General features: G+C 44.5%; 24 protein-coding genes. 13 read left to right on the forward strand and 11 right to left on the reverse strand.

Annotated elements, in window-relative coordinates:
* Nucleotides 1–6 precede the first annotated feature (6 nt).
* A complete protein-coding gene (locus tag ABTV07_RS16705; protein WP_433744250.1) occupies nt 7–1,185 on the reverse strand; it encodes an acetyl-CoA C-acetyltransferase in 1,179 nt (392 codons plus the stop codon).
* A gap of 39 nt (nt 1,186–1,224) precedes the next feature.
* Nucleotides 1,225–3,609: a 3-hydroxyacyl-CoA dehydrogenase NAD-binding domain-containing protein gene (locus ABTV07_RS16710; protein ID WP_433744253.1), complete on the reverse strand. Its 2,385-nt coding sequence runs from the start codon at nt 3,607–3,609 to the stop codon at nt 1,225–1,227.
* A gap of 212 nt (nt 3,610–3,821) precedes the next feature.
* Between ABTV07_RS16710 and ABTV07_RS16715 the strand changes: the two genes are divergently transcribed.
* Complete coding sequence (locus tag ABTV07_RS16715) at nt 3,822–3,953, forward strand: YuzL family protein (RefSeq protein WP_114746085.1); 132 nt, start codon at nt 3,822–3,824, stop codon at nt 3,951–3,953.
* A gap of 268 nt (nt 3,954–4,221) precedes the next feature.
* On the opposite strand, the gene ABTV07_RS16720 is transcribed toward ABTV07_RS16715, so the two are convergent.
* Nucleotides 4,222–5,139 carry a proline dehydrogenase family protein gene (locus tag ABTV07_RS16720; protein ID WP_433744256.1) on the reverse strand — a complete coding sequence of 306 codons (918 nt, stop codon included), beginning with the start codon at nt 5,137–5,139 and terminating at the stop codon, nt 4,222–4,224.
* Between the two features lie 253 nt (nt 5,140–5,392).
* Here ABTV07_RS16720 and ABTV07_RS16725 point away from each other — a divergent pair, with 253 nt between their 5' ends.
* From ABTV07_RS16725 to ABTV07_RS16745, 5 genes are all read left to right on the forward strand, one after another.
* Nucleotides 5,393–5,641 carry a hypothetical protein gene (locus tag ABTV07_RS16725; protein WP_433744259.1) on the forward strand — a complete coding sequence of 83 codons (249 nt, stop codon included), beginning with the start codon at nt 5,393–5,395 and terminating at the stop codon, nt 5,639–5,641.
* Nucleotides 5,642–5,652: 11 nt separating this feature from the next.
* Complete coding sequence (locus ABTV07_RS16730) at nt 5,653–5,988, forward strand: spore coat protein (protein WP_433744261.1); 336 nt, start codon at nt 5,653–5,655, stop codon at nt 5,986–5,988.
* A gap of 99 nt (nt 5,989–6,087) precedes the next feature.
* Entirely contained in the window at nt 6,088–7,182 is a 1,095-nt protein-coding gene (locus ABTV07_RS16735; protein WP_433744263.1) for a CdaR family transcriptional regulator, read from the forward strand.
* A 104-nt stretch (nt 7,183–7,286) separates the two neighbouring features.
* Nucleotides 7,287–8,699, forward strand: a complete 1,413-nt coding sequence (gene glcD, locus ABTV07_RS16740) for a glycolate oxidase subunit GlcD (protein WP_433744264.1) — start codon at nt 7,287–7,289, stop codon at nt 8,697–8,699.
* Nucleotides 8,696–10,021 (forward strand): (Fe-S)-binding protein, encoded by a 1,326-nt coding sequence (locus ABTV07_RS16745; protein ID WP_433744267.1) that lies wholly within the window; start codon nt 8,696–8,698, stop codon nt 10,019–10,021. The genes glcD and ABTV07_RS16745 overlap by 4 nt, the downstream gene beginning before the upstream one ends.
* Before the next feature lie 217 nt (nt 10,022–10,238).
* Here the strand turns inward: ABTV07_RS16745 and ABTV07_RS16750 are convergent, their stop codons facing one another.
* From ABTV07_RS16750 to ABTV07_RS16770, 5 genes are read right to left on the reverse strand one after another with little or no spacing between them, the layout of a single operon-like run.
* Nucleotides 10,239–10,487, reverse strand: a complete 249-nt coding sequence (locus ABTV07_RS16750; protein ID WP_433744269.1) for a YusU family protein — start codon at nt 10,485–10,487, stop codon at nt 10,239–10,241.
* A complete protein-coding gene (locus tag ABTV07_RS16755; RefSeq protein WP_433744272.1) occupies nt 10,480–11,250 on the reverse strand; it encodes an IucA/IucC family C-terminal-domain containing protein in 771 nt (256 codons plus the stop codon). The genes ABTV07_RS16750 and ABTV07_RS16755 overlap by 8 nt, the downstream gene beginning before the upstream one ends.
* Nucleotides 11,243–12,064 carry an ABC transporter ATP-binding protein gene (locus ABTV07_RS16760; protein ID WP_433744275.1) on the reverse strand — a complete coding sequence of 274 codons (822 nt, stop codon included), beginning with the start codon at nt 12,062–12,064 and terminating at the stop codon, nt 11,243–11,245. The genes ABTV07_RS16755 and ABTV07_RS16760 overlap by 8 nt, the downstream gene beginning before the upstream one ends.
* A 32-nt stretch (nt 12,065–12,096) precedes the next feature.
* On the reverse strand, nt 12,097–13,152 hold the full coding sequence (locus ABTV07_RS16765) for a FecCD family ABC transporter permease (protein ID WP_433744277.1): 1,056 nt from the start codon (nt 13,150–13,152) through the stop codon (nt 12,097–12,099).
* Nucleotides 13,149–14,141, reverse strand: a complete 993-nt coding sequence (locus ABTV07_RS16770) for a FecCD family ABC transporter permease (protein ID WP_433744280.1) — start codon at nt 14,139–14,141, stop codon at nt 13,149–13,151. Before ABTV07_RS16770 ends, ABTV07_RS16765 begins: the two co-directional genes overlap by 4 nt.
* Before the next feature lie 178 nt (nt 14,142–14,319).
* Between ABTV07_RS16770 and ABTV07_RS16775 the strand changes: the two genes are divergently transcribed.
* From ABTV07_RS16775 to ABTV07_RS16790, 4 genes are all read left to right on the forward strand, one after another.
* Nucleotides 14,320–15,276 carry an ABC transporter substrate-binding protein gene (locus ABTV07_RS16775; protein WP_433744283.1) on the forward strand — a complete coding sequence of 319 codons (957 nt, stop codon included), beginning with the start codon at nt 14,320–14,322 and terminating at the stop codon, nt 15,274–15,276.
* A gap of 135 nt (nt 15,277–15,411) precedes the next feature.
* Entirely contained in the window at nt 15,412–16,926 is a 1,515-nt protein-coding gene (locus tag ABTV07_RS16780; RefSeq protein ID WP_433744286.1) for a spore germination protein, read from the forward strand.
* Between the two features lie 17 nt (nt 16,927–16,943).
* Entirely contained in the window at nt 16,944–18,038 is a 1,095-nt protein-coding gene (locus ABTV07_RS16785; protein ID WP_433744289.1) for a GerAB/ArcD/ProY family transporter, read from the forward strand.
* On the forward strand, nt 18,028–19,098 hold the full coding sequence (locus ABTV07_RS16790; protein WP_433744292.1) for a Ger(x)C family spore germination protein: 1,071 nt from the start codon (nt 18,028–18,030) through the stop codon (nt 19,096–19,098). Before ABTV07_RS16785 ends, ABTV07_RS16790 begins: the two co-directional genes overlap by 11 nt.
* Before the next feature lie 303 nt (nt 19,099–19,401).
* Here ABTV07_RS16790 and rodA read toward each other — a convergent pair whose 3' ends face one another.
* Together rodA and ABTV07_RS16800 are read right to left on the reverse strand one after the other, a co-directional pair.
* Nucleotides 19,402–20,577, reverse strand: a complete 1,176-nt coding sequence (rodA, locus tag ABTV07_RS16795; protein WP_433744295.1) for a rod shape-determining protein RodA — start codon at nt 20,575–20,577, stop codon at nt 19,402–19,404.
* A gap of 123 nt (nt 20,578–20,700) precedes the next feature.
* A complete protein-coding gene (locus ABTV07_RS16800) occupies nt 20,701–21,246 on the reverse strand; it encodes a DUF5673 domain-containing protein (protein ID WP_433744297.1) in 546 nt (181 codons plus the stop codon).
* Nucleotides 21,247–21,440: 194 nt separating this feature from the next.
* Here ABTV07_RS16800 and ABTV07_RS16805 point away from each other — a divergent pair, with 194 nt between their 5' ends.
* From ABTV07_RS16805 to ABTV07_RS16815, 3 genes are all read left to right on the forward strand, one after another.
* Entirely contained in the window at nt 21,441–21,758 is a 318-nt protein-coding gene (locus ABTV07_RS16805) for a thioredoxin family protein (RefSeq protein WP_433744300.1), read from the forward strand.
* A gap of 133 nt (nt 21,759–21,891) precedes the next feature.
* Nucleotides 21,892–22,173, forward strand: a complete 282-nt coding sequence (locus tag ABTV07_RS16810; protein WP_433744303.1) for an autorepressor SdpR family transcription factor — start codon at nt 21,892–21,894, stop codon at nt 22,171–22,173.
* Nucleotides 22,163–22,825, forward strand: coding sequence for an SdpI family protein (locus tag ABTV07_RS16815; RefSeq protein WP_433744306.1), 663 nt, complete (start codon nt 22,163–22,165; stop codon nt 22,823–22,825). The genes ABTV07_RS16810 and ABTV07_RS16815 overlap by 11 nt, the downstream gene beginning before the upstream one ends.
* Before the next feature lie 31 nt (nt 22,826–22,856).
* Here ABTV07_RS16815 and ABTV07_RS16820 read toward each other — a convergent pair whose 3' ends face one another.
* Entirely contained in the window at nt 22,857–23,618 is a 762-nt protein-coding gene (locus tag ABTV07_RS16820) for a class I SAM-dependent methyltransferase (protein ID WP_433744309.1), read from the reverse strand.
* Between the last annotated feature and the right edge of the window lie 204 nt (nt 23,619–23,822).

Below are 23,822 nucleotides of genomic sequence, written 5' to 3' on the forward strand. Positions count from 1 at the left end.
TTCTGATTAAGAAATCAATTCAAATACTCCTGCTGCTCCCATTCCTCCGCCGATGCACATCGTGACGATGCCGAATTGTGTTTGGCGGCGCTTCATCTCATGTGCGAGCGAGAGTGTCAATTTTGCTCCTGTACAGCCAAGTGGATGACCAAGAGCGATAGCTCCGCCGTTCACATTGACGATGTCTTCATTCAAGCCAAGCTGACGAATAACTTGGATGGATTGTGAAGCAAATGCTTCATTCAATTCAAATAGACCAATATCCGACAGGTCCAAACCTGCAATTTTCAACGCTTTCGGTATCGCTTCGACTGGTCCGATCCCCATTACTTCCGGTTGTACTCCAGCTACAGCAAAGGATCTGAACTTCAACATCGGAGCCAATCCAAGAGAGTTGGCTTTTTCGCGATCCATCACCATCACTGCTGCAGCTCCGTCGCTTGTCTGCGAAGAATTCCCTGCAGTTACAGAACCTCTGACGGAAAAGGCAGGACGAAGTTTTCCAAGAACATCCGTTGTTGTCCCAGGACGAACCCCTTCATCCTGCGCAAACGTTACGGTTCTTTCCTGCAGTTTATTTTTGCTGTCGATGGATTTAAGGACCACATCCACAGGGACGATCTCATCGGCAAATCTGCCTTCTGCAATGGCTCTCGCTGCCCTCTCATGGCTTCTCACAGCAAAGGCATCCTGGTCTTCACGGCTTACACCATATTTCATCGCAACCTGCTCGGCAGTGTGCCCCATGCTCATATAGTATTCCGGTGCATTTTCGGCAATTTCTGCATTTGGTCTTACGACGTGCCCCATCATCGGGACAAGGCTCATGGATTCTGCTCCGCCGGCGATGACGGTATCAGAGTGCCCAAGCATGATGCGCTCAGACGCATAGGCGATCGACTGCAAGCCTGATGAGCAATAGCGGTTGATTGTGATGGCCGGGACATTTGCAGGAAGACCTGCCAAAGCTCCGATGTTTCTTGCCATATTCAACCCTTGTTCCGCTTCGGGCATTGCACAGCCCATGATCAAATCATCAATATTTCCTTCATAGTTGCCAGCACGCTTTAATGTTTCTTTAACTACCAGTGCTCCGAGATCATCCGGACGTACATTGGCAAGGGTTCCTTTTTTAGCTCTTCCGATAGGAGTCCGTGCTCCTGCTACGATTACTGCTTCACGCATGTTGTTCCCCCTCTTTCCTAATCCTTGAAATTTTGCTGTTTAGTTGCGTAGCGGCTTGCCTTTGACAAGCATATGCTGCATCCTTTGCTGGGACTTTCCTTCTGCCACAAGACTCAAGAACGCTTCCCTTTCCAGGTCAAGCAAGTACTGCTCATCTACTTCAGTGCCATAAGGAACTTTTCCGCCGGCAATGACATACGCTAATTTTTTCGCTATTTTCAAGTCATGTTCTGAGATGAAGCCTGAAAGATGCATAGATTGTGCACCGAGCAGGAGTGTGGCATATCCTGTTTCACCGACTACCGGGACTTTTCTTCTGACAGGAGCCTTATATCCGCTTGCATGTAGGGAAAGGACAGCCTGCTTTGCATCGTATAGCAAATGGTCTCCGTTTACACTTACTCCATCTGCATGATTCAAGAAGTTATTCTCCCTTGCTTCGTCTCCTGAAGTGGATACCTTCGCCATAGCAATCGTTTCAAACACTTTGTTTGCCACTTTCTGAAGATCGAATTCCACTCCGTTAGGCAGGCTGTTCAAATGCTTGATATATAGCTCTTTGTTGCCTCCGCCTCCAGGAATGAGTCCAACACCTACTTCAACCAGTCCCATATACGTTTCCATGGACGCCTGGATATGCGCTGTTGGAAGACATACTTCAGATCCTCCTCCGAGAGTCATTCCAAACGGAGCAGCGACTACCGGTTTTGTGCTGTATTTGATTTTCATCATCGCTTGCTGGAAGTGGCGTACCGTCATGTCGATTTCAAAAACATTGTCATCCTGTGCTTCCATCAGGATCATGGCAAGGTTTGCTCCTACGCAGAAGTTCTTGCCCTGGTTTCCGATAACGAGCCCTTTGAAGTTCTTTTCGACTTCATCCACCGCAAAATTGATCATCTGGATGATATCCAATCCGATTGCGTTGTTCGGGGAATGGAACTCAAGGAGCGCCACTCCATCGCCTAAATCGATTAGACTTGCACCGCTGTTTTTCTTGATCAATTTCCCTTGTTTCTTTAACAGTTTCAGGTCAATCGCTTTTGGATTTACCTCAACCGGCAAGTATTCGCCGTTATGATAGAAATAATTGATTCCTTCTTCTTCTTTATAGAAAGATGTGTTTCCTTTTTCCAGCATGTCTTTTATCCATTGCGGGACAAGGATGCCTTGCTCAAGCATTTTATGGACGGATTTTTCAAGTCCGATTGCATCCCATGTCTCAAAAGGACCAAGCTCCCAGCCGAATCCCCATTTCATCGCACGGTCTATGGATACTACATCATCTGCGATTGTGCCATACAATTCTGCAGAGTATGAGAGTACTGGTGCGATGATATCCCATAGAAGCGCTCCTGCTTTATCTTCTGCGTATACAAGCGCTTTCAATTTATTTCTTGAGCCTTTTACATTTTTGCTCATTTCAAGGGCAGGGGTCTTCATTTTTTTGCGTTCTTCATATTCCAGCGTCTGTGGATTCAATTCAAGGATTTCTTTGCCTTTTTTCAAAAAGAATCCTTGGCCTGATTTGCTTCCAAGCCAGCCATTTTCAAGCATTTGCTTCATGAACGCAGGAACCTCGAACACTTCTTTTTCTTTTCCTTCTACCTGCTCGTAAACGTTGTTGGCAACATGAACGAACGTATCAAGTCCTACAACATCCAGAGTACGGAATGTAGCGCTCTTTGGTCTTCCGATCAGTGGACCTGTAATCGAATCGACTTCCCCTACGCTGTATCCGCCTTTCAGCATTTCCTGAACTGTTACCAAGAGGCCGAATGTACCGATGCGGTTAGCGATGAAATTTGGTGTATCCTTGGCTAGGACTACTCCTTTTCCAAGTACATCTTCACCAAATTCTTTCATGAACTGAACAACGCTCTCATCCGTATGCTTTGTCGGAATCACTTCCAGCAGTTTCAAATAGCGCGGTGGATTGAAGAAATGGGTGCCAAGGAAGTTCTTTTGGAAATCCTCGGACCTTCCTTCAGCCATTGCTTCAACCGAGATGCCCGATGTATTGGAACTTACGATGCTTCCTTGTTTGCGGTACTGCTCCACTTTTTCAAAGACCTGTTTTTTCACATTCAGGTTTTCAACGACGACTTCAATGATCCAGTCGCATTCTGAAAGGGCATGAAGGTCATCTTCCAGATTGCCCGCTGTAATTAATTGAAGGTTTTTCTTAACTGTCAATGGCGCAGGTTTTTGCTTCAATAGTTTTTGAAGGGCTCCCTGGCTGAATTTATTACGGACCTGCGGAGATTCAAGCGTCAATCCTTTTGCTTTTTCTTCATCCGTCAAATCTTTAGGTACAATGTCCAACAACAAAGTTGGGATTCCGATATTTGCCAAATGTGCTGCAATGCCCGATCCCATAACTCCAGAACCTAGTACAGCCGCTTTTTTAATTTGCTTAGACAAGGATTTTTCCCCCTTTTGCAATTTTGAATGAATACTCATTCATTTAATCTTCAAAAAAATATCCCACTTAAGTTTGAGATGATACTTCTACTATATAAGATTTTCTGAAATCTCGCAATAATTTAAAGTTTAAAAAAGAAAAATTTTCAAAAAACTTTTTATCAATCATCTGATTTGTTTTCGGGCATACTACTCCCGGAGGTGAAATGATCATGGCGAAGCAAAAAAAGAATCCTTCAAAGGCAGCTGTCAGTGCTGCGAGCGTAAAAGGAAATGCAGGTCCTACACCAGAATATGACGGCGGCGGAAAAGTGAACAGCCAGAATAATCAATTTAAAAAATAAAAGCGGAAGCGGCTGTTCGAGTACTTTTTCGCATAGCGAAAAAGTATAAGGGGTGCAGAGGTTGGACTGAAGTGCTGCGAGATAAAGGAAACACGATGAGTGATGCGAATCGATGTTGACTTATCGTAAGCGCGCTGAGGGAAACCTCCCAGCCTCTAGCCGCTGGAGCTGGATAACTTTATAGATCCGCGCTGAAATACACTGTTTAATTTAACTACAATATAAAAAACAGCGAAAATCAATTGATTTTCGCTGTCCTTTTCATTTCTTATTTGCCAATGACGCCTTTCAGAACGAAGGCTACGTTAGCAGGACGTTCAGCAAGTCTTCTCATGAAGTAGCCGTACCAGTCCGTACCGTATGGAACATACACACGCATTTTATATCCTTCATTAACCAATTCAAGCTGACGCTCAGGTCTGATTCCATAAAGCATCTGGAATTCGAATTGGTCTTTTGGAATGTTGTGTTCTTTTACAATCTGCTTCGTATATTCAATCATTGAATCATCATGAGTGGCAACAGCTGTATAGTTCCCATTCAATAGATGCATCTTAATGATTTTTTTGTAGTTATCATCTACGTCTTTTTTCAGCGGGAATGCCACTTCAGGGGATTCCTTATAGGCCCCTTTAACAAGACGGAGATTTGGAGAATAGGCATTCAGATCCTCCATATCTTTTTCAGTTCTGTAAAGATATGCCTGGATGACAGTGCCGATATTGTCGTATTCGGATTTTAATTGTTTGAAAATCTCGATAGTCTTTTGACAGCGGGAGTAGTCCTCCATATCGATTGTCACAAATACACCGTTTTCTTTTGCAGCTTCCAGAATGCGGCGCATATTGTTAAGAACAAGCTCATCCGAAATATCCATGCCCATTGAAGTCATTTTTAATGAAAGCTGTGAATTCAGCCTTTCTCTTCCTATTGCTTTAATGGCGTCGATGCAGTTATCAGCCATTTCATTTGCTTCTCTTTCGTTATCCACAAATTCACCAAGGTAATCGATTGTGACAACAAGGCCCTTGCGATTAAGATCTTTAATTACGTCTACAGCTTGTCTGATGGCTTCCCCAGCGACAAAACGTGCAGCACCAAATTTCAATCCATAGCGCTTGGCCATTTTTGTTAGAAACTTATTTTTTGATAAAAACAAAAAGAAGTTTTTCATGAGTTGTTCCATGGTGGTTCCTCCTAAACTATCAATCTAAATGATGCATGTGTAAACGCTTACTTCAATGGCAAAAAAATAATTATATTAAAATAATCAATTACATCATAACAACACTCTTATTTTATCATCTCTGCAAAACTTTGGATATAGTTTTTGTCGTAGAAAAAGCAGAATTTTATCTCTTTTTGTCGAAGATTCTGCGCATATTCATCATCTGTTTAGGCAAGATAATGGATGGATTACACAACAAGGAGGAAAAATTATGCTGCAACCGCAAAATCATATGCAGACGCCGCCATCTGTTCTTACTTCAAAAGACTCTATGTACATTAATGATATGCTCTCCTGGAATTTATTAGCGATGAAAAAAGCACATTCCGCTGCAGAACATTGCCAGGATCAGCAGCTGAAAAACGTCATCGATCAGTGCGGACAGATGCATCAGCGCCACTATGAACAAATTCTTGCCCATTTGAATGCACACGTCCAAAACAACAACCAATCCATGTAAGAGGTGATCTTATGCAAAACCAACAACAAAACATGCAAAATACAGTGCCTGTTTCCCAAACGCCGCAGATGAACGACAGGGACTTGATCAACGATGTCCTCTCAATGGAAAAATATATGACGGCATCTTATTGCACAGCATTGAATGAAGCGAGCCATGATGCATTGTATCAGGATCTTCTTGCCATCTTTACTGAAACGCAAAATGCACAAAGAGAGCTGTTCAATACGATGTATCAAAAAGGCTGGTACAAACTTGAACAGGCAGACCTTCAAAAATTGCAGCAATCCAGCCAGAAACATCAGACATACTCTTCCCAATTCCCTTATGGGACACATTTACAGTAAGAACAGACAGCTTATCGGATTATCATTCCGGTAAGCTTTTTTATTTTTACCCTATAAGCTATAGTAAAAACATGATCGACGTGAATAGGGGGAATAGCGTTGCTTTCAAAAAATCTTGCCAATAAAATCGTCCAGGAAGTCAGAAGGCTGCTGGATGAAGAAATTATTGTGGTCAGCCCAGAAGGCACCATCATTGCAGGCACGGATAAGAGCAGGATTGGACAGTTCCATGAAGGAGCCTTATTCGCCTGCAGCGAGAAGAAATCCATCATCATCACCGAAAGGGACGCCTCCAGATGGATCGGTGTGAAACCGGGCATCAATCTCCCTGTTTTTTTTCGAGACCAAACAGCAGGTGTCATCGGGATTACAGGGGATCCGGAAAAAGTATCGCCTTTCGGTGAGATATTGAAGAAAATGACCGAACTGATCATACAAGAGAACTTTTACATAGAGGAATTGAATCTGGAAGTACGGACATTAGAGGCATTCATATTTGATTGGATCGAACTCAAGGATCGAGATGAATCCTTTCATAACCGGGCATCTGTTTTAGGGATTGACTTAGAGCACAGCCATCAGCTTGCTTTATTAAAAATCCCCGGTGAAAAACAGCCTGTCCCCACTCATCTCATTTCCAAGTGGAATGACCAGCATCCCTTCAGCACTTTGGTCCGCTGGGGCAATGACCGCCTTGTGGCTATTCCCGACACAGATGTATTCCCCTCAGAGGAATCAGTCCTAAAAGAACTGGGAATCCTAAAAACTTTTCTGGAGCGGGAACTCTCCTCCCCACTCTATATGGGCGTCGGGTCATCATGTGATTCATCATCGATGAAGGCTTCCTATCGTGAAGCGGAACGAGCGCTCGCCGCTGCAAATACTCTTAAGCCTGTAGTCTTCGAATCTCAATTGACTTTGGAAATGCTCACACAGTCGATACGTCCTGACATCAAAGAAACATTCATTTCACGCACAATCGGTCAATTGAATGATCAGCCCGCATTGATTCTGGCTCTTCGGCTTTTTTTTGAAAATGACATGTCCTTCATCAATACTGCTGACGCTGCGCATGTCCATATCAATACACTTCATTACCGATTCAAGAAAATAGAGCAGCTCACATCCCTGCATCCGCGAAAACCCAAGGACTTAGTCATATTGTATCTCGCTCTATCATTTTTAGACGAATAGCTAATTATCCTCCTGTTAATGGGGGATTTTTTGTGTGATCACACATACCCTCCCCCTTCTTCTTTTCCTATACTTAATATATGGAATTAGAACGGAGGAAAAAAATGATGGATCACTCTTTTTTTGAAAAACTTCAGGCTATAGTCGGCAAAGAGAACGTCGATTCCACAAAAGCAGGAAGGCTGGTTTATTCCTATGATGCCACCCCCGGTTTCCAGTCCATGCCTGATGCAGTCGCAGCACCAAGGAATACACGGGAAGTTTCAGAAGTTGTGAAACTCTGCCAAGAATACAAGATACCTATTGTCCCAAGGGGATCAGGTACGAATCTCTGTGCAGGGACGACACCATCCGAAGGCGGGCTCGTTCTATTATTTAAGCATATGAACAAGATTTTAGATTTGGATAAAGAAAATCTGACGATCACTGTTCAGCCCGGTGTGATCACTCAAGATTTAATTAAGCATGTGGAAAAAGAAGGCCTTTTCTATCCCCCTGATCCAAGTTCTATGAAAATATCAACCATCGGCGGGAATATCAATGAAAACTCAGGCGGCCTTCGCGGATTGAAGTACGGCGTGACAAGGGATTACGTCTTGGGGTTGGAGGCTGTCATGGCAAATGGGGATATCATCCGGACAGGAGGAAAACTGGCGAAAGATGTAGCGGGCTATGATTTGACCCGATTATTCGTCGGATCTGAAGGAACATTGAGCATCATTACGGAAGCCACATTGAAGCTCATTCCGATCCCACAGTCGAAAAAGACCATGCTGGCACTTTATCAAGACATGGAAGCTGCCGCAAGAAGCGTGTCTTCCATCATCTCAAAACAGATCATTCCCGCTACACTCGAGTTCCTTGACCAGCCTACGTTAAAAGTAGTCGAGGATTTTGCCAAGATCGGCCTGCCAACGGATGTAAAGGCGGTCCTCCTTATAGAACAGGACGGTCCCCAAGAACTCGTGGAAAGAGATATCAAGTTGATGATGGATATCTGCCTCCAGGAAGATGCGGTATCCGTTGAAATGGCTAAAACTGAATCAGAAGCAGAAGCCCTTCGAACTGCAAGGAGGTCTGCCCTTTCCGCACTTGCCCGGCTGAAGCCGACAACAATCTTGGAAGATGCCACTGTTCCTAGATCCCAGATTTCAAATATGGTCAAAGCCATCAATGAAATCGGCGAAAAGTATAAGCTGAATATATGCACATTTGGACATGCAGGGGACGGAAACCTTCATCCCACTGTCCCGACCGATGCACGAAATCACGAGGAAATGGAAAGAGTCGAAATGGCTTTTGCCGAAATTTTTGCCAAGGCCATCGAACTCGGAGGAACGATCACCGGCGAACACGGCGTCGGTATGATGAAGGCCCCTTACTTGGAATGGAAACTCGGCAAAGAAGGCGTCGCTGTCATGAAGGCGATCAAGGCTGCTCTTGATCCTTCCAACATCCTGAATCCAGGCAAGGTATTTGCCAAAGAATCACGCAAACGGGTGGTGGTTTCACGATGACCACAATAAAAGAACAAGAAGTCATTCAGCAAAAGTTCAAGGAAAATATAGATGAAGATGAACTTCTAAACTGTATGCGATGTGGATTCTGCCTCCCATCCTGCCCAACCTACATCGAGTCGGGGTTCCAGGAATCCCACTCTCCAAGGGGGCGCATTGCCTTGATGAAGGCGGTTGTCGACGGGTTGATCGAACCTGATGAGGATGTCGAGCGTTCCCTGAATTTATGCTTAGGCTGCCGTGCATGCGAACCAGTATGTCCATCTGGGGTAAAATACGGACATTTGCTAGAACAAGCGAGAGATATCATTAACCAAAACAAGAAGCACTCCCTGCCGGTAAAATGGACGCGAAGAATGGTATTTGAAGGGCTGTTCCCTCATCAGGAGCGCATGAGGCACGCGGTGAACCTGCTCGGTCTCTATCAGAGGTCTGGCCTGCAGCATACGGTGAGGAAGATCGGCTTCATGAAATTGTTCCCTGACCATTTAGCTTCAATGGAAAAAGTGCTGCCTCGCGTCCCTTCTATGAAGGAAATGAAGAACAGGCCAACGCACCTGGATGCAGAAGGGACTCCAAAAGCAAAAGCAGCATTTTTTACCGGCTGCCTGATGGATACGATGTTCCTTAAAACGAATAATGCCACCATGAAGCTTTTGCAGCTGGCAGGCTGCGAGGTGGTCATACCCGACAATCAAGCCTGCTGCGGAGCCCTACACGGACACAGCGGCGAAAAAGACCGTGCGAAACAAATGGCAAAAAGAAATATAGAAGCATTCGAAAAGACAAGCGCCGATTATATCATTACCAACGCTGGCGGATGCGGAGCCTTTCTGATTGACTACGATCACTTATTGAAAGATGAACCTGATTGGCATTCGCGAGCTGTCTCATTCAAATCTAAATTGAAGGATATCTCTCAGATATTGGCCGATTTGAAATTCACTGAGAACAGATCGTTTAAACTTCCAGCGCAAGTGGTCACTTATCAGGATTCCTGCCATTTAAGAAATGTGATGGGGACCGCTTCTGCTCCGCGTATGCTCCTTCAATCGATTGAGGGGATTGTATTCAAAGAAATGGAAGGGGCAGACCGCTGCTGCGGTTCGGCAGGAATTTACAACATAGTAGAATCTGAAATGTCCATGCAGATCCTGGATCACAAAATGGAAAAAGTCCATGATACAGCAGCAGCCGTCATCGTAACAGCCAATCCAGGATGCCTCCTCCAAATGAAGCTGGGCATTGAAAGAGAAGGACTAAGCCATAAAATCAAAGCAGTCCATATAGCCGATCTATTGCTGGAAGCTGCAGGAAGCTAGCTGCAGGTGCCTGTCACTCCCCGGCTTTATAAGAAAAGCGCAAGCGCCCTGAAAAGCCCCGACCAGCATAAGACGAAACTCGAAGGAAATCCTGATTTCCGTAGAGTTATGGCTTATGACTCGAGGGGCTGGGCGCTGGAGCTGGACAGAGATTCACTCTGATTTTTTATGCTTTCTTAACTCATTACAAAAAAACTCGCCATTCCCGGCGAGTTTTTCATTTATCCTGGCTCCGATGCTCTTCATTCAGCTGCTTGATTTCCATGATGATCTCCTTCATGGAATCCTTCGCATCCGGGTATAATCCATTCCAATGCTTGACCAATGATGGCATAGTCTTGGAGATATAAGTATACAAAGCCCACTTCTCAATCTTTTCGTTCAAGTGGCGGTCCGACTTCCCTGTCAACAATTCCGTGTACTTCTCAATCAGAGCATCAAATTGTTCGTTAAACTCCTTATTCAAGTCGCTCTCCCCTTTCCAGATTTCGATTATGGCAATACAAGGGACATGTTTGGCAGCGTGTCCCTTTTTCATCAGATAGGTAAGAAAGACAGCACGTCTTTCTCATCCGAACTTCCTTTCCTTCCCCGTTCAAGGATTTCGGAAGGAAAAACTTACTGAAAGGATTGATGCCATTCTTTCCTTTAGGCTGAAAAGCTTCAGAATGAATCAATTCCTCGAAATCCTGCGATGCCTGCGGCCGCCCTTCCAAGACTGTTTCATAAAGCCAATATAGATATACAGCTGTATTTTCCCATAATATATTTTCTGATATCCGGACTTCCTCTTTCAGAACGTCAAATACCGGCATCAGCCATCCATGAAATAAATACTCCCAGCCTTCCTTCAGCCAAATCGAACGGTCGATTGTTTCATCATAAGGCATCATGGACGGCTGGTCAAAGTAGAAGTCAAGGAGCCGCAGACCTTCTTTTTCATGTTCGATTACATATATCTTTTCCGCATCCAGGATCGGCCTTTTATTGAATGCCGTCATGCTATGAAAATAAATGACGGCCAAAAAGGCTAGACGTTTCGCTAAAATGGAGGCTGCTGCCTGCCGTTCTAAGATTCGCCCTGTACCTGCTGACTTCGCAATCCGCTCCCTCACATACCCGCTGGCGTGAAAGTCGGAAAGGCGAAATGATGAAGATGCCGGGATTGTATCAATCAAGCGGTACTTTTTCAGCTCCTCAATTTCCTCATTCGACCATCCCTCATACATTTGCCGTTTCAGCCTTTTTTAAAATACAGCGTCCTCTCCCATATGGGATGCACAAAGGAGTGCCGAAAAGCGGATCAGTGGTCACTTCGCATTCCATTTCAAAAACATCCTTGACCAGGCTGCAATTGATGACTCTTTCCGGTTTGCCTTCTGCATAGACCTTTTGGTTTTTAATGGCCACAATATGATGGGCATAGCGGCACGCAAGGTTCAAGTCATGCAGGACCATGATGATTGTCCGCTGTTCTTTTTCATTCAGCTCAAAAAGGAGATCAAGGATTTCAATCTGATGCGTCATATCCAAATAAGTAGTAGGCTCATCAAGGAGAATGATTTCGGTATCCTGGGCAAGGGTCATGGCGATCCATGCACGCTGGCGCTGTCCGCCTGAAAGTTCATCCACCTGGCGATCCTTCAATTCCTCCATGCCTGTTGCCTTTAATGCTGCATTGACTTTTTCTTCATCTTCTTCAGACCATTGCCGCAGCCAGGTCTGGTATGGATAGCGTCCCTGCTTGACAAGCTGCAGCACCGTAAGTCCCTCCGGTGCCGTTGGGGATTGCGGCAAAATAGCCATTTTCTTCGCCACTTCTTTCGTCGGCAGCTTCGCGATTGAATTTCCATCCAGCAAAATCGAACCGGATTGAGGTTTCAAAAGCCTGGCAATCGAACGAAGAAGTGTGGATTTGCCGCACCCATTGCCTCCTATGAAAACCGTGATTTCACCCTTTGGGATTGTCAGGTCAAGTCCATCAATGATGACGGAATTCCCATACCCAAGCGTCAAAGAGTCTGTCCTTATCAAGTTTCCCATCTATTAAAACTCCCTTTCAGAGATATAGTGACTCAAGCGTTTTTCGTACGGAACAGCAGGTAAATGAAATATGGAGCCCCTATTGCAGCGGTAAAAACCCCAGCAGGAACTTCCAATGGGATAAACAGTGTCCGGCCGATCAAGTCGGCAATCATCACCAAAATGCCTCCGATAAAGGCAGAGGCAGCAAGCAGCACCCCGAAAGAGGACCCTACCAGCCTTCTTGCCATATGAGGAGCCATCAAACCGACAAAACCAATGCCTCCTGCAAATGCCACTGCACCTCCGACAAGGCCGGTTGTGAGCATGAGAAGGAGAAGGCGATTCTTCTGAATGGTGCTTCCAGCTCCCACCGCGATATCTTCCCCAAGTTCCTGGATGGAAATATTTCTTGCAGCCACAAAGGCAAAAATGAGAAGAACAACGGTCCATGGGAGGACAATCCATACATTTTTCCATGTAGATCCGTTCACTGTGCCTGTTATCCAAATATTTGCCTGGCTTGCCTGATAGATTGGGCCTAAAATCATCAGAAGTGTAGTGAACGCCTGCATCAAAGTAGAAATCCCGATGCCGATCAGTACAAGCCGGATCGGGGATATCCCATTTCTCCAGGCCAGTACATATACTAAAAATGCAACAAACGTTGACCCTAGAAACGCAGCAACCGGCAGCCACTCCACGCTTACCGTCAATGCATTATTTGCGTCACTGAAGATCGCCAGGAATGCAACAACCGCTGTACTGGCACCTCCCGATATTCCAATGACATCCGGGGATGCCAGCGGATTCCTTATCATTCCCTGCAAAATGGCTCCAGCCGCGGCCAGCGCCATTCCAACAATCAAGGAAACAATGATTCTTGGAAGCCTGAAATCTATGACAATCAGGCGGTCTAAATATTCACCGCCGCCAAAGAACACTTTCAGGACCGTCCATGGACTGATATTCATGTCTCCAAGACACGTGCTGATTATAAATAAAAGGACAGCGATGATCGCCAGTATCCCTATTTTCGTCAGCGACTTTACTTCAATTAAATAGGAAATGGCACCCTTCCCTAAACGCAGATTCTTGTATTTTTTCATCGGGCACCGAACCCCCTTCTTACAATGTAAATAAAGAATGGAACGCCGATCAGCGCAGTCATGACGCCTACGGGTACTTCCTGAGGCATGATGATATAACGTGCACCGATATCAGCGGCCAGAAGCAGGATGGCCCCAAGCATGCCGGAAAGCGGCAATACCCAGCGATGATCGATTCCGATGATTTTCTTTGTGATATGCGGTATGACAATCCCGATGAATCCGATGGGGCCGGCTATCGCAACGGCTCCCCCTGCAAGGAAGACCGTCAGTAAAGCAGCCGCAATCTTCACGAGTCCGATCCTAAGTCCGAGACCTTTCGCCACATCATCACCCATGGCAATGACATTTAATTTCCCACTGATCAGCAGCGCGCCGATCCATCCCACAAGCAAATACGGAAAAACCGATCCAAGGATGCTCATGCTCCGCCCTTGTACAGAACCAGCAAGCCAAAACAGCACCTGCTCTAGTGCTGATTCATTAAGGACGAGCACACCTTGGGTGAAAGACGAAAACATGGCGGCAAGAGCGGCTCCGGCCAATGTAAGCTTCATCGGCGTAAGCCCTTCCCTTCCTGCCGACCCTATGATGTAAACGCCGGATGCGGCTGCAGCGGCGCCTAAAAAGGAAACCCACGCAAAAGCTTGAAGATTGGAAAACTGAAAGAAGCTCACAGCAATCACAACCGCAAAACCGGCACCTGCATTGATTCCAAGGATACTTGGAGAAGCAAGCGGATTCTTTGTCAGCGTTTGCATGATTACACCGGACATCGCAAGGGATGCTCCTACTGCAGCAGCAATCAGTGCCCGCGGAAGACGTACTGTTTTAATGATGATATGTTCATTTGATCCATCAAAGCAGGTGAATGCCTCAATGGCTGTCTTTATGGAAGTATGTGTATACCCTAAAATAATGCTCACCCCGATAAACAGGAGCATCATTAAGGCAAAAAGTATTAAAATCAAACTCTTTCGAATCCCCATTATTCTTTAAATACCTTTCTATTCTTATCTGTATTTATAGTCTAGGAGAAAAATCACACACCGTCAATGATTTTGAAAATCATTATCAATTAGTTATTGACAATCATTCTCATTTAACTTAGGATTAATCTATAAATAATTGATAATGATTATCATTAATATTTAGGGGGAAATACATATGAAAAAATTAGCGGCACTGTTTACTATCCTTACACTGCTCGTGCTTGCTGCCTGCGGGAAGTCAGATGATATTGCAACGGGAGGAGATTCAGCCAACTCAGAAAAAGAAAAAAGCTATACGGTTGAACACGCTATGGGCTCGACTGAAATCAAAGGAACACCAAAAAGAGTGGTCATTCTCACAAATGAAGGAACTGAAGCCCTCCTTTCTATGGGCGTAACCCCAGTCGGTGCAGTCCAATCATGGACAGGAAACCCTTGGTATGATCATATCGCAGACAAAATGAAGGATACAAAAGTGGTAGGAACAGAAAGCGACATCAATATTGAGGCAATCGCAAAACTTAAGCCGGATTTGATTATCGGTAATAAAATGCGGCAGGAAAAATTCTACGGTCAATTAAGCAAAATTGCACCGACGGTCTTTGCAGAAACCCTCCGCGGAGATTGGCAGGAAAACTTCAAACTTTATGCGAAAGCATTGAATAAGGAAGACAAAGGAAAAGAAGTATTAGATGCCTACAATAACCGAATTGAAGAAATCAAAACGGAATTAGGCGACAAGGTCAATACAAAGGTTTCCATGGTTCGCTTCCTTGCCGGCGATGTAAGGATTTATCATAAAGATTCCTTCTCAGGGGTCATTCTCGACCAAATCGGATTCCAGCGCCCCGGCGACCAAAGCAAGCCTGATTTTGCCGAAAAAGGTGTCACAAAAGAAAGGATCCCTGCAATGGATGGCGATGTCCTCTTCTATTTCACTTATGAAACAGGCGACGGCAAAGCAAATCAAGTGGAAAAAGAATGGCTGGAAGATCCACTGTTCAAAAACTTGAACGCAGCAAAAAATAATAAAGTCTACAAAGTGGACGATGTCATCTGGAATACTGCAGGCGGTGTAATGGCAGCCAACTTGATGCTCGATGATATTGAAAAAATCTTTTTAAACAAATAATACGCGAGCGTTTCGCACGAATCAGAAAAAAGGACCTTTTGGGGTTCTTTTTTTATTGTTTAAATTTCATAAATTTTCATCTTGCGGTAACACTAACCTCATATGAACTTTAATTGGCAATGGAGGGTGAAGCGGATGTGGCCTTTTTCCAAAAATAATAACAGCGGGAATAAGGGCACTGAAAAGAGCCCTGAGGAAATCAAAAAAGACTTTCAGCAGGAAGCTTCTAAATCTGAAGACTATAAAAAAACATGCTATGAAAACCGTTTTTCCAAGACGAATTTTTATTTTCACTTTATTTCGGCATTAGTGGATGAGAATATCCTGCAAAAGGATGTACTCCCCTATCTCTTGGAGAATCACTTCGACAGCATTGATCAAGTCAAAAGCTTAGTTCCCGTTGCTGATATTGAAATCAGCGATGATCCCTCCATAATTGAAAAAAAGCTTTTTAACGGATATGTATTGGTTAAACATCAATCGGATAAAAATCGGTATGCATTTGTCGCTGCTCAAAAAGAAGTCGTCAGAAGCATCACGCAGCCAGAAGTGGAATTCAGCGTCATCGGACCAAAAGAGGCTTTTGTTGAGTCCATCGACCAAAATATCAATCTTATACGGAAGAGGTTGTCCATTAAGGAGCTGGTTATCGAGCGTTTTGTTGTCGGAACCCTGTCAAAGACACAAGTTGCCTTGATCTACATCGATGGATTGACGAATGAAGAAAATGTGAATACTGCAAGGCAGCGGATTCAGGACGTCGATTTCGATCAAATCAACGACAGCTCTTATTTAGAACAGTTAATTGCAGATAATACCCATTCGGTGTTTCCACAATTATTGGATACCGAACGGCCCGACAGAACCGCTGCCGTTTTGGCAGAGGGCAAGCTTGTCATCATCGTTGACGGCTCTCCTTTAGCCCTCATCGGACCGACTACACTGGTTGAGTTCTTCAATGCATTCGAGGATTATTTTCTGAATTGGTATATATCTTCGTTTTTGCGCCTACTGCGTGTTTTTGCGGTATCTTTCTCTATTTTAATCACGCCTGTCTACGTTGCGGCACTTACTTATCACTATGAATTAATCCCTAAAGACCTGATGGCAACGCTGATTACTTCCCGTCAGGAAATTCCTCTCCCGCCGATTCTGGAAGCTTTTTTTCTCGAATTGACGATTGAACTCCTCCGGGAGGCCGGAGCCCGGCTACCGACAAAGGTCGGACAGACAATCGGTATCGTAGGCGGTATCGTAATCGGGACAGCTTCGGTTGAAGCAGGTCTAACAAGCAATGTTCTCTTGATCATCGTTGCACTTGCAGCCTTGGCTTCCTTTACGACTCCAGTCTATAAGATGGGCAACACCATCAGGGTACTGCGATTTCCATTCCTTATTTTCGCCCAGCTATGGGGACTGCTTGGCATCGTTTTTTGCTTTAGCATCCTGATGACTCATCTGCTGCAGCTAAGTTCACTAGGGCGTCCTTTTTTAGAGCCTCTCTTTCCGCCGCGCATCCGTGATTTCAAGGATGCACTTATCCGGCTCCCGTTTAATTCACAATCAACGCGGCCAGAGTATTTGCGTACACAAAAGCCCGAGCGTTTCAAGAAAAAGCAAGCAACTAAGAAGGTTGATATTGACGAATAGGCACTGGAGGTGATCTGATGCAACCCGTACCGGAATCCCGAAAAATTTCAGCGAGTATCGTTTTTTTCACAGTTTCTTCTATACAAATAGGTGTTGGAGTTCTTGGTTTCCAGAGGATCATCGCACAAATTGCCGGCTATGACGGTTGGATAAGCATCATCATTGCAGGGATCGCCACCCATGGCGTTATGTACGTCATTTATAAAATTTGTGAAAAAGGCGACGGGGATATCATCCATGCACAGCACTTTGTATTTGGCAAGTGGCTGGGCAGCTTGCTTAACTTGTTCTTTGCCTTTTATTTCTCACTCGCTTCCATTACGGTGGTTCGAACATTCTTGGAGGTCATTCAAGTCTGGATGTTCCCTACCCTATCAAATTTTTGGTTCAGCTTATTTTTTCTATTGCTGGTACTCTATATTATCAATGGGGGGTTTCGCACCGTAGCTGGCGTCGCTTTCTTCGGGACTGTCCTGCCGAGCTACCTGCTGCTCCCTTTCCTGATGGCCATTCCACATTCTGACTACCGGAATCTATTGCCGATATTCGATTCTTCCATCATCGATATAATGAAGGGGGCGCACAGTATGTCCCTGACCTATCTGGGCTACGAATCACTCCTGATTTATTATCCCTTTATTAAGGAGCAGGGGAAATCAAAAAAATTCGCCCATTTTGGACTCTTCTCCACCACACTTGTCTATTTATATACCGCATTGATTACGTTCGGCTACTTCAGTCAAGGACAGCTCCAAAAAACGATTTGGGCCACTTTGTCATTGTGGAAAATCGTAGAACTTCCCTTTGTAGAAAGGTTTGAATATATTGGGATCGGAAACTGGTGTCTTATCATCATGCCAAACATTTGTATTTCCTTATGGTGCGCCAGCAGGATCATCAAAAAAACATTCCCGATCAGTCAAAAATGGGCTGTGATTATTTTATCAGCTGCCTGCCTTATGGTCGTCACCCTTTTCAATACAAGGCTCCAAGTGAATACACTGAACGACATGATGGGTAAAATCGGATTCTATTTAAATTTCATCTACCTGCCTCTTCTCTTGATTTTGCTGCTTATCATAAGGAAGGTGAAGAAGAAACATGAAACATAAACTTCTGCTGCTCCCTTTATGTACATTGCTTTTGACCGGGTGTGTCGAACGGGAAATCATCGATGATTTAAATATTGAAACGGCTGTAGGCTATGATAAAGCCGGCGAAAAGCTTATTAGGGGAACAGCTTTATTTCCCGCGTATCAAAAAGATAAGTCCATCCAAAATGTGACAATGACAGCTACAGGCACAGTGACGAGGGATATCCTGGCCAAGCTGGAAAAAGAGTCGACCGAGCCACTCGTGACAGGAAGTTTACAGGTGGTCCTATTCGGAGACACTCTTGCTCGTGAAGGGCTAATTACGCTTGGAGACTCTTTGCACCGGGATGCCAGCATCGGGGCGAGAATCTTCCTTGCCGTAGTCGAAGGCGGGACAGCGGAAGATTTATTGAATGGGCAGTATGGGAACCGTGGGAACGGTATGTATATTTATAATTTGATCAATCACAATACCGATTACCGCGATCTTCCTTCTACAAACCTTCATGACTTTTTATTCGATTTTTATCAAGAAGGAAAGTCTCCCTACCTGCCGATGCTGAAGCAAGTAGCTCCCGACCAGCTTGCCATTTCTGGTGTTGCCTTATTTGACAACGACAAATACGTGGAAAAAATAGACGCAGAAGATCTCTTTTTCTTTAAACTGCTGGTCGATAAATACAGCGAAGGAAGCTATGTTGTAAAAGTTGGGAAAGAACAGGCGGCCATCCGCAGCATCCATTCAAAGAACAAAATACGGGTTCATCGAAAAAATGGAAAAGTCTCCATTAGCATCGAACTGGATGTAAAAGGAATCATCCGGGAATACACAGGAAGGAATCTATCGCCTGCTGCCATCAAAGCCATCCAAAAATCATTCGATAAAGAAGTAAAGAAAAAATCAGAAAAAATGATAAAGCGATTCCAGCAGCTCGGCATCGATCCCATCGGCTTCGGATTCCGCGTCTCCAACTCCGACCGTCACTTCGAATTGAAAAAGTGGCAGGATCAGTACCCTGACGTGAAAATAAAAGTCATTCCTTCTATCGTAATCACAGAGTCAGGCACGGTGGAGTAAGAGTGGCATTCCGCTGCTGAGTGCATTTTTAAAAAAAATGGGAAGTTGAGCGGTTCTCGGCCAAAGTTCGGCGGTGAGGGCAAAAAGTTGAGCGGTCGCCAGAAGAAGTTGCGGGGTTAACCACGAAAGTTGAGCGGTCAGAACCAAAAGTTCGGAGCAAACCGCCGGCCCACGCTGCCAACGCCAGTGAAGAGCTGAAAACCAGTTCAATTTGTCAGGCTTCGCCGATATTTGGCAAAAACCGGCCTGCCGCAGCTAAGCAACACAATGAAAAAGGGACGCCCTCGCCGGACGTCCCTTTTCTTATGCTTCTGATGAAAACATGTATTTTTTATAGTGGTAGCGTATTGAGAAAATCAAGCCGACCGCAAACATATTTCCCATCAAGGAACTACCTCCATAGCTGATGAACGGAAGTGGAATCCCTGTGATCGGCAGCAATCCGATTGTCATGCCGATATTTTGGAATACATGGAAGGTGATCATGGAGATGACACCCGTACAAATGTAGGAATAGAAATCATTTTTCGTTTCCAACCCAGCCTTGGTAATATGGTAGATCAACATAAAAAAGAGGCTGACCAGAATGCTTCCACCAATAAAGCCGAATTCTTCACCGACGACACTGAATATGAAATCCGTATGGCTTTCCGGCAAGTAGACATCCCGATGGCCAAAGCCTTTCCCGCCAGTTTCCCCTGAACCGATGGCCAAAAGTGAACGTGTCAGCTGAAAGCCGGTGTCACTTTGGTAGTTGTAGGGATCAAGCCAGGAATAGATGCGTCCTAGCTGATACTGTTTAACATGCAAATATTTTTCCAAGAGGTTTGGGTACCAGACCACCAAAGAAAGGACGGCTCCTGCTATGACTGAGAATCCTCCAAAAATCGGCAGAAGGAGCTTCCATGTTATACCTGACACAAAGATGATGCCCAATAGAATGGCGATAAAAACAAGGGATGTACCAAGGTCCGGCTGCTGCATGACCAATGCAAGCGGAACCATCGTCACGAAGCCTAATTTAATGAGAAGCATAAAATCAGTTTTGATGGATTTTACGAGATATTTTTGATGATGATCGACGACCACGCGCGATAAAGCGAGAATCAAGAATACCTTGACGAATTCCGACGGCTGCAACGATCCAATCCCGGGAAGCTGGAACCAGCTTTTCGCACCGTTGATTTCATGTGCAATACTGTCTGGGGCAATGATCAGGAATAGCAGCAGGAATAAGCCGAATCCGTAAAAATACCACGAAAGCTTTTTCAATTGATCTGAATCGAATCGTATGACAATGGAGATGATGCCCACTCCGACGCCATACCAGAAAATTTGTTTGAGCAGGAAGTTTTCAGAGCCGTATTGCCCTGTCTTCTGCGCGCTGTAAATCGAAACACAGCTAACAATACACATCAGCATCAAGCTGAGGATCAGCCCATAATCAAGCTTAGTTGTAGAATTTTGCTGAGAAGTCATCACTTCGTCTCCTCTAATCTATAAAGTGCATAGTTACTATTATACTGAAACATCTGCTTGAAACAAATGAACAAATCGTGTTGGGAATATTTTCACATACTAGTGGATTGCTAGGATGAAATTTTATGCTCCATTATTCAAGTATGGCTGGTTCTTCAATACTTCCTCCAGCTTGCGGGATAATAGCAGCGGCATGGGACCAGACCGGAATTTCTTGAATCCCAGCTTCCTTTTTTTATAAAAAAGGACGAGCGATGCATTTCCTTTTCTCTCATGCCATTCGTAACGATCAATTTCTTCCCAGTTTACAAGGTGGCCGTTGATCATCAGCCCTCCATGCCGTATTTCAATGACGTTGCTGAAGAAAAATAGGTATGGGAGCCCCGCAGCAATGGTCAATCCATAAAACGGCTCGACGAATACATTGTATCCCCAGGCAAATACAACAAAAATCATGAGGATATACGCGACGATGATGCCGATTCTATAAATGGAATCATCCGTTGTCTTCCATCTCATGAGCAGACTGTATTCATCAAATTCACGCCGCTCAGGATATGTCACTTTTCCAAGTCTATTTCTCTTATGATAGCTCACGATCAGTTCCAGATAGACCAAAAACACAATGGCACAGACGACAGAAACAAATAATACGTGTAAAGTGTCCATTACTTCCCTACCCCTATATTTTTTAAAAATGAATTTACAAATTGGATGATACTTTCTTCCCTAGACTATACTACCATATTTTTCTTCCGATTTGGATAAGGATAAATTGCCTCTTCACGACAATGCGTATAAAATAATAACAGCGGCCGTTTCATGACATGGCAATATTGAAATGACTAACAGGAGGAAAAGACATGCAATCCATTCAGAACGTTGAAACATTTGAAGAAATCATCGGACAGGATCAGCCCGTCATCGTGAAGTTCTATGCGGGGTGGTGCCCGGACTGCACGAGAATGAACATGTTCATTGATGAAATCATCGCTGAATATGACCAATATAAATGGTATGAACTAAACAAAGATGAAATGCCCGAGCTTGCAGAGAAATACACAGTCATGGGTATTCCAAGCCTGCTCATTTTCCAGAACGGGGAGAAAAAAGCACATTTGCACAGCGCCAATGCGAAAACTCCAGAGCAAGTAAGGGAATTTCTTGAAGAGCAAAAATAATAGTAATGCAAGAATGGCCGATTGGGAATCTCGTTCCTAATCGGCCTTATTTTTTGGGCTTTTCACAATCCCAAAATTGGTGTATATTATATTTAGACATTTATCTAAATATCTAATTGGAAGTGAGCATTCGATGAATTCATCCTTCAAAGCACTATCAGATCCAACTCGCAGAAAGATTCTTCATTTGCTGAAAAGCAAAGATTTGACAGCCGGTGAAATTGCTGAACACTTCCAGATTTCAAAACCGAGCATTTCCCATCACCTCAGTCTGCTGAAGCAGTCTGGTTTGGTGCTTGATGAACGGCAGGGCCAGCATATCATCTATTCCTTGAATTCCACAGTGTTTCAGGAACTGATGGCTTGGTTTATGGATTTTTTACCGGAAAAGGGGGAGGAAAAAAATGAAGACTAACAATCATCTCGCTTGGAATATCCATGATCTATTCATTGCCTTTATTGCCTTGATTCCCGTCATACTGGCTGCCGTCTTTTATAAAGATCTGCCGAATTCAGTGGCCATCCACTTCGGTGTAAGCGGGGAGCCGGACAATTACACTTCCAAAAGTTCATTTATAATCGTATTTTTCTTGATGAACCTCGGGATTCCACTCCTGATGAAGTTCTCCAAGTTCATGGATCCAAGGAAGCAGAATTATGAAAAGTTTGGGAAGGCCTACCTTATGATCCGCTATTTGATTGCCTTGATTATTGCAGCCATTGGAGTAGTCACCCTCCTTTTCAACCTTGGATACGACGTCAACATTCAAATGATGGTGCTCCTTGGAATCGGAATCCTTTTTATCGGAATCGGCAATTATATGGTCCAGCTCAGGTCCAATTTCTTTGTCGGGATACGGACTCCTTGGACATTGACTAACGATGTTAATTGGAGGAAAACCCACCGGCTTGCAGGGCCATTATGGATGGGGGCAGGAGTAATCCTTCTGATTTGTGCTTTTCTCCCGGGCAAGATCGCTATGTTCATCACGATTACTGTGGTGGTGATCATTGCGCTGATTCCGATGATTTACTCTTATATTCTTTTAAAAAATGGAAACCCATGAAAAAAAAGCTGGACGAATTCGTCCGGCTTTTTCATGGTCTTTTTGCCGTTAAATAGAATCTGTGTGATTTAAAATCGATATACCCTCTTCGCTCAATTTCATCGTGGATTTCCATCAGGGGCTTCCGATATTTTTCAACCGTAAAGTCTTCAATTTGCCATGGAATGGCCTTCAGATAATAGATGATGGCTCCTATGTCAAAAAATCTTGTGATTGGAAATTCCTCCGCCCCTTCGATTTCCAGGAATCCTTCTTTCTTTAATTGTTCACGGGCATAGTCCATATTCCAATGAGCGTAGCCGAACTCTTCTATTGCACATAAAGATAAATTCAGTCCCTGGAGATCAAGTCCGCCTACCTGCTGGGTGATGAAGGTCCCCCCTGGTGATAGCACCCTTTTCACTTCCGATGCAGAAAAAGATTCATGGCGGTTGATGACAAGATTGAACTCGCCATCCTCAAATGGAAGGATATCATCCTCTTCCACCCTTTTGACGTCGATGCCGAACGGCTTCAATCGGTCCCTTGCCACTGGGATATTCGGTTCATAGCCTTCCGTCGCTGCAGTATGGGCAGGGAGCGGCCTTAGCATACTGAGAAACTCTCCGCCGCCTGTCCCCATATCCAACAGGCTGTTCACATCCCGAAGTTCTTTGATGACCATCGATCCGTAGCTCCAGGAAAGCGGTTCTGAATCCATCCGACCTGTCTCCGTAATATAAGAGAAATCCCAGCCGCTGAAAGGCTCTTTCGCCTGCTTCGCGTAAAATTGAAATAATTCCTCATCCATCATCCTAAATCCCTCCATCGTATGCCTGTCCTGTATTTTCCATCTTGAACGAATTGTAGCACACAATGTGTATGTTTATGAAATGATCGACCAGACAGATGTTCCATGTGTAGCCATTTGCCCCAGTGGCGCATAAGATGGTGGTTCCTGCGCATGAAAGACCATTTTTGGCTCAAAAGAGGGATCTTTCGGTTTGACCCCCTAATT

Source organism: Falsibacillus pallidus (genome assembly GCF_050990905.1).
GTDB classification, from domain to species: domain Bacteria; phylum Bacillota; class Bacilli; order Bacillales; family DSM-25281; genus Falsibacillus; species Falsibacillus pallidus_A.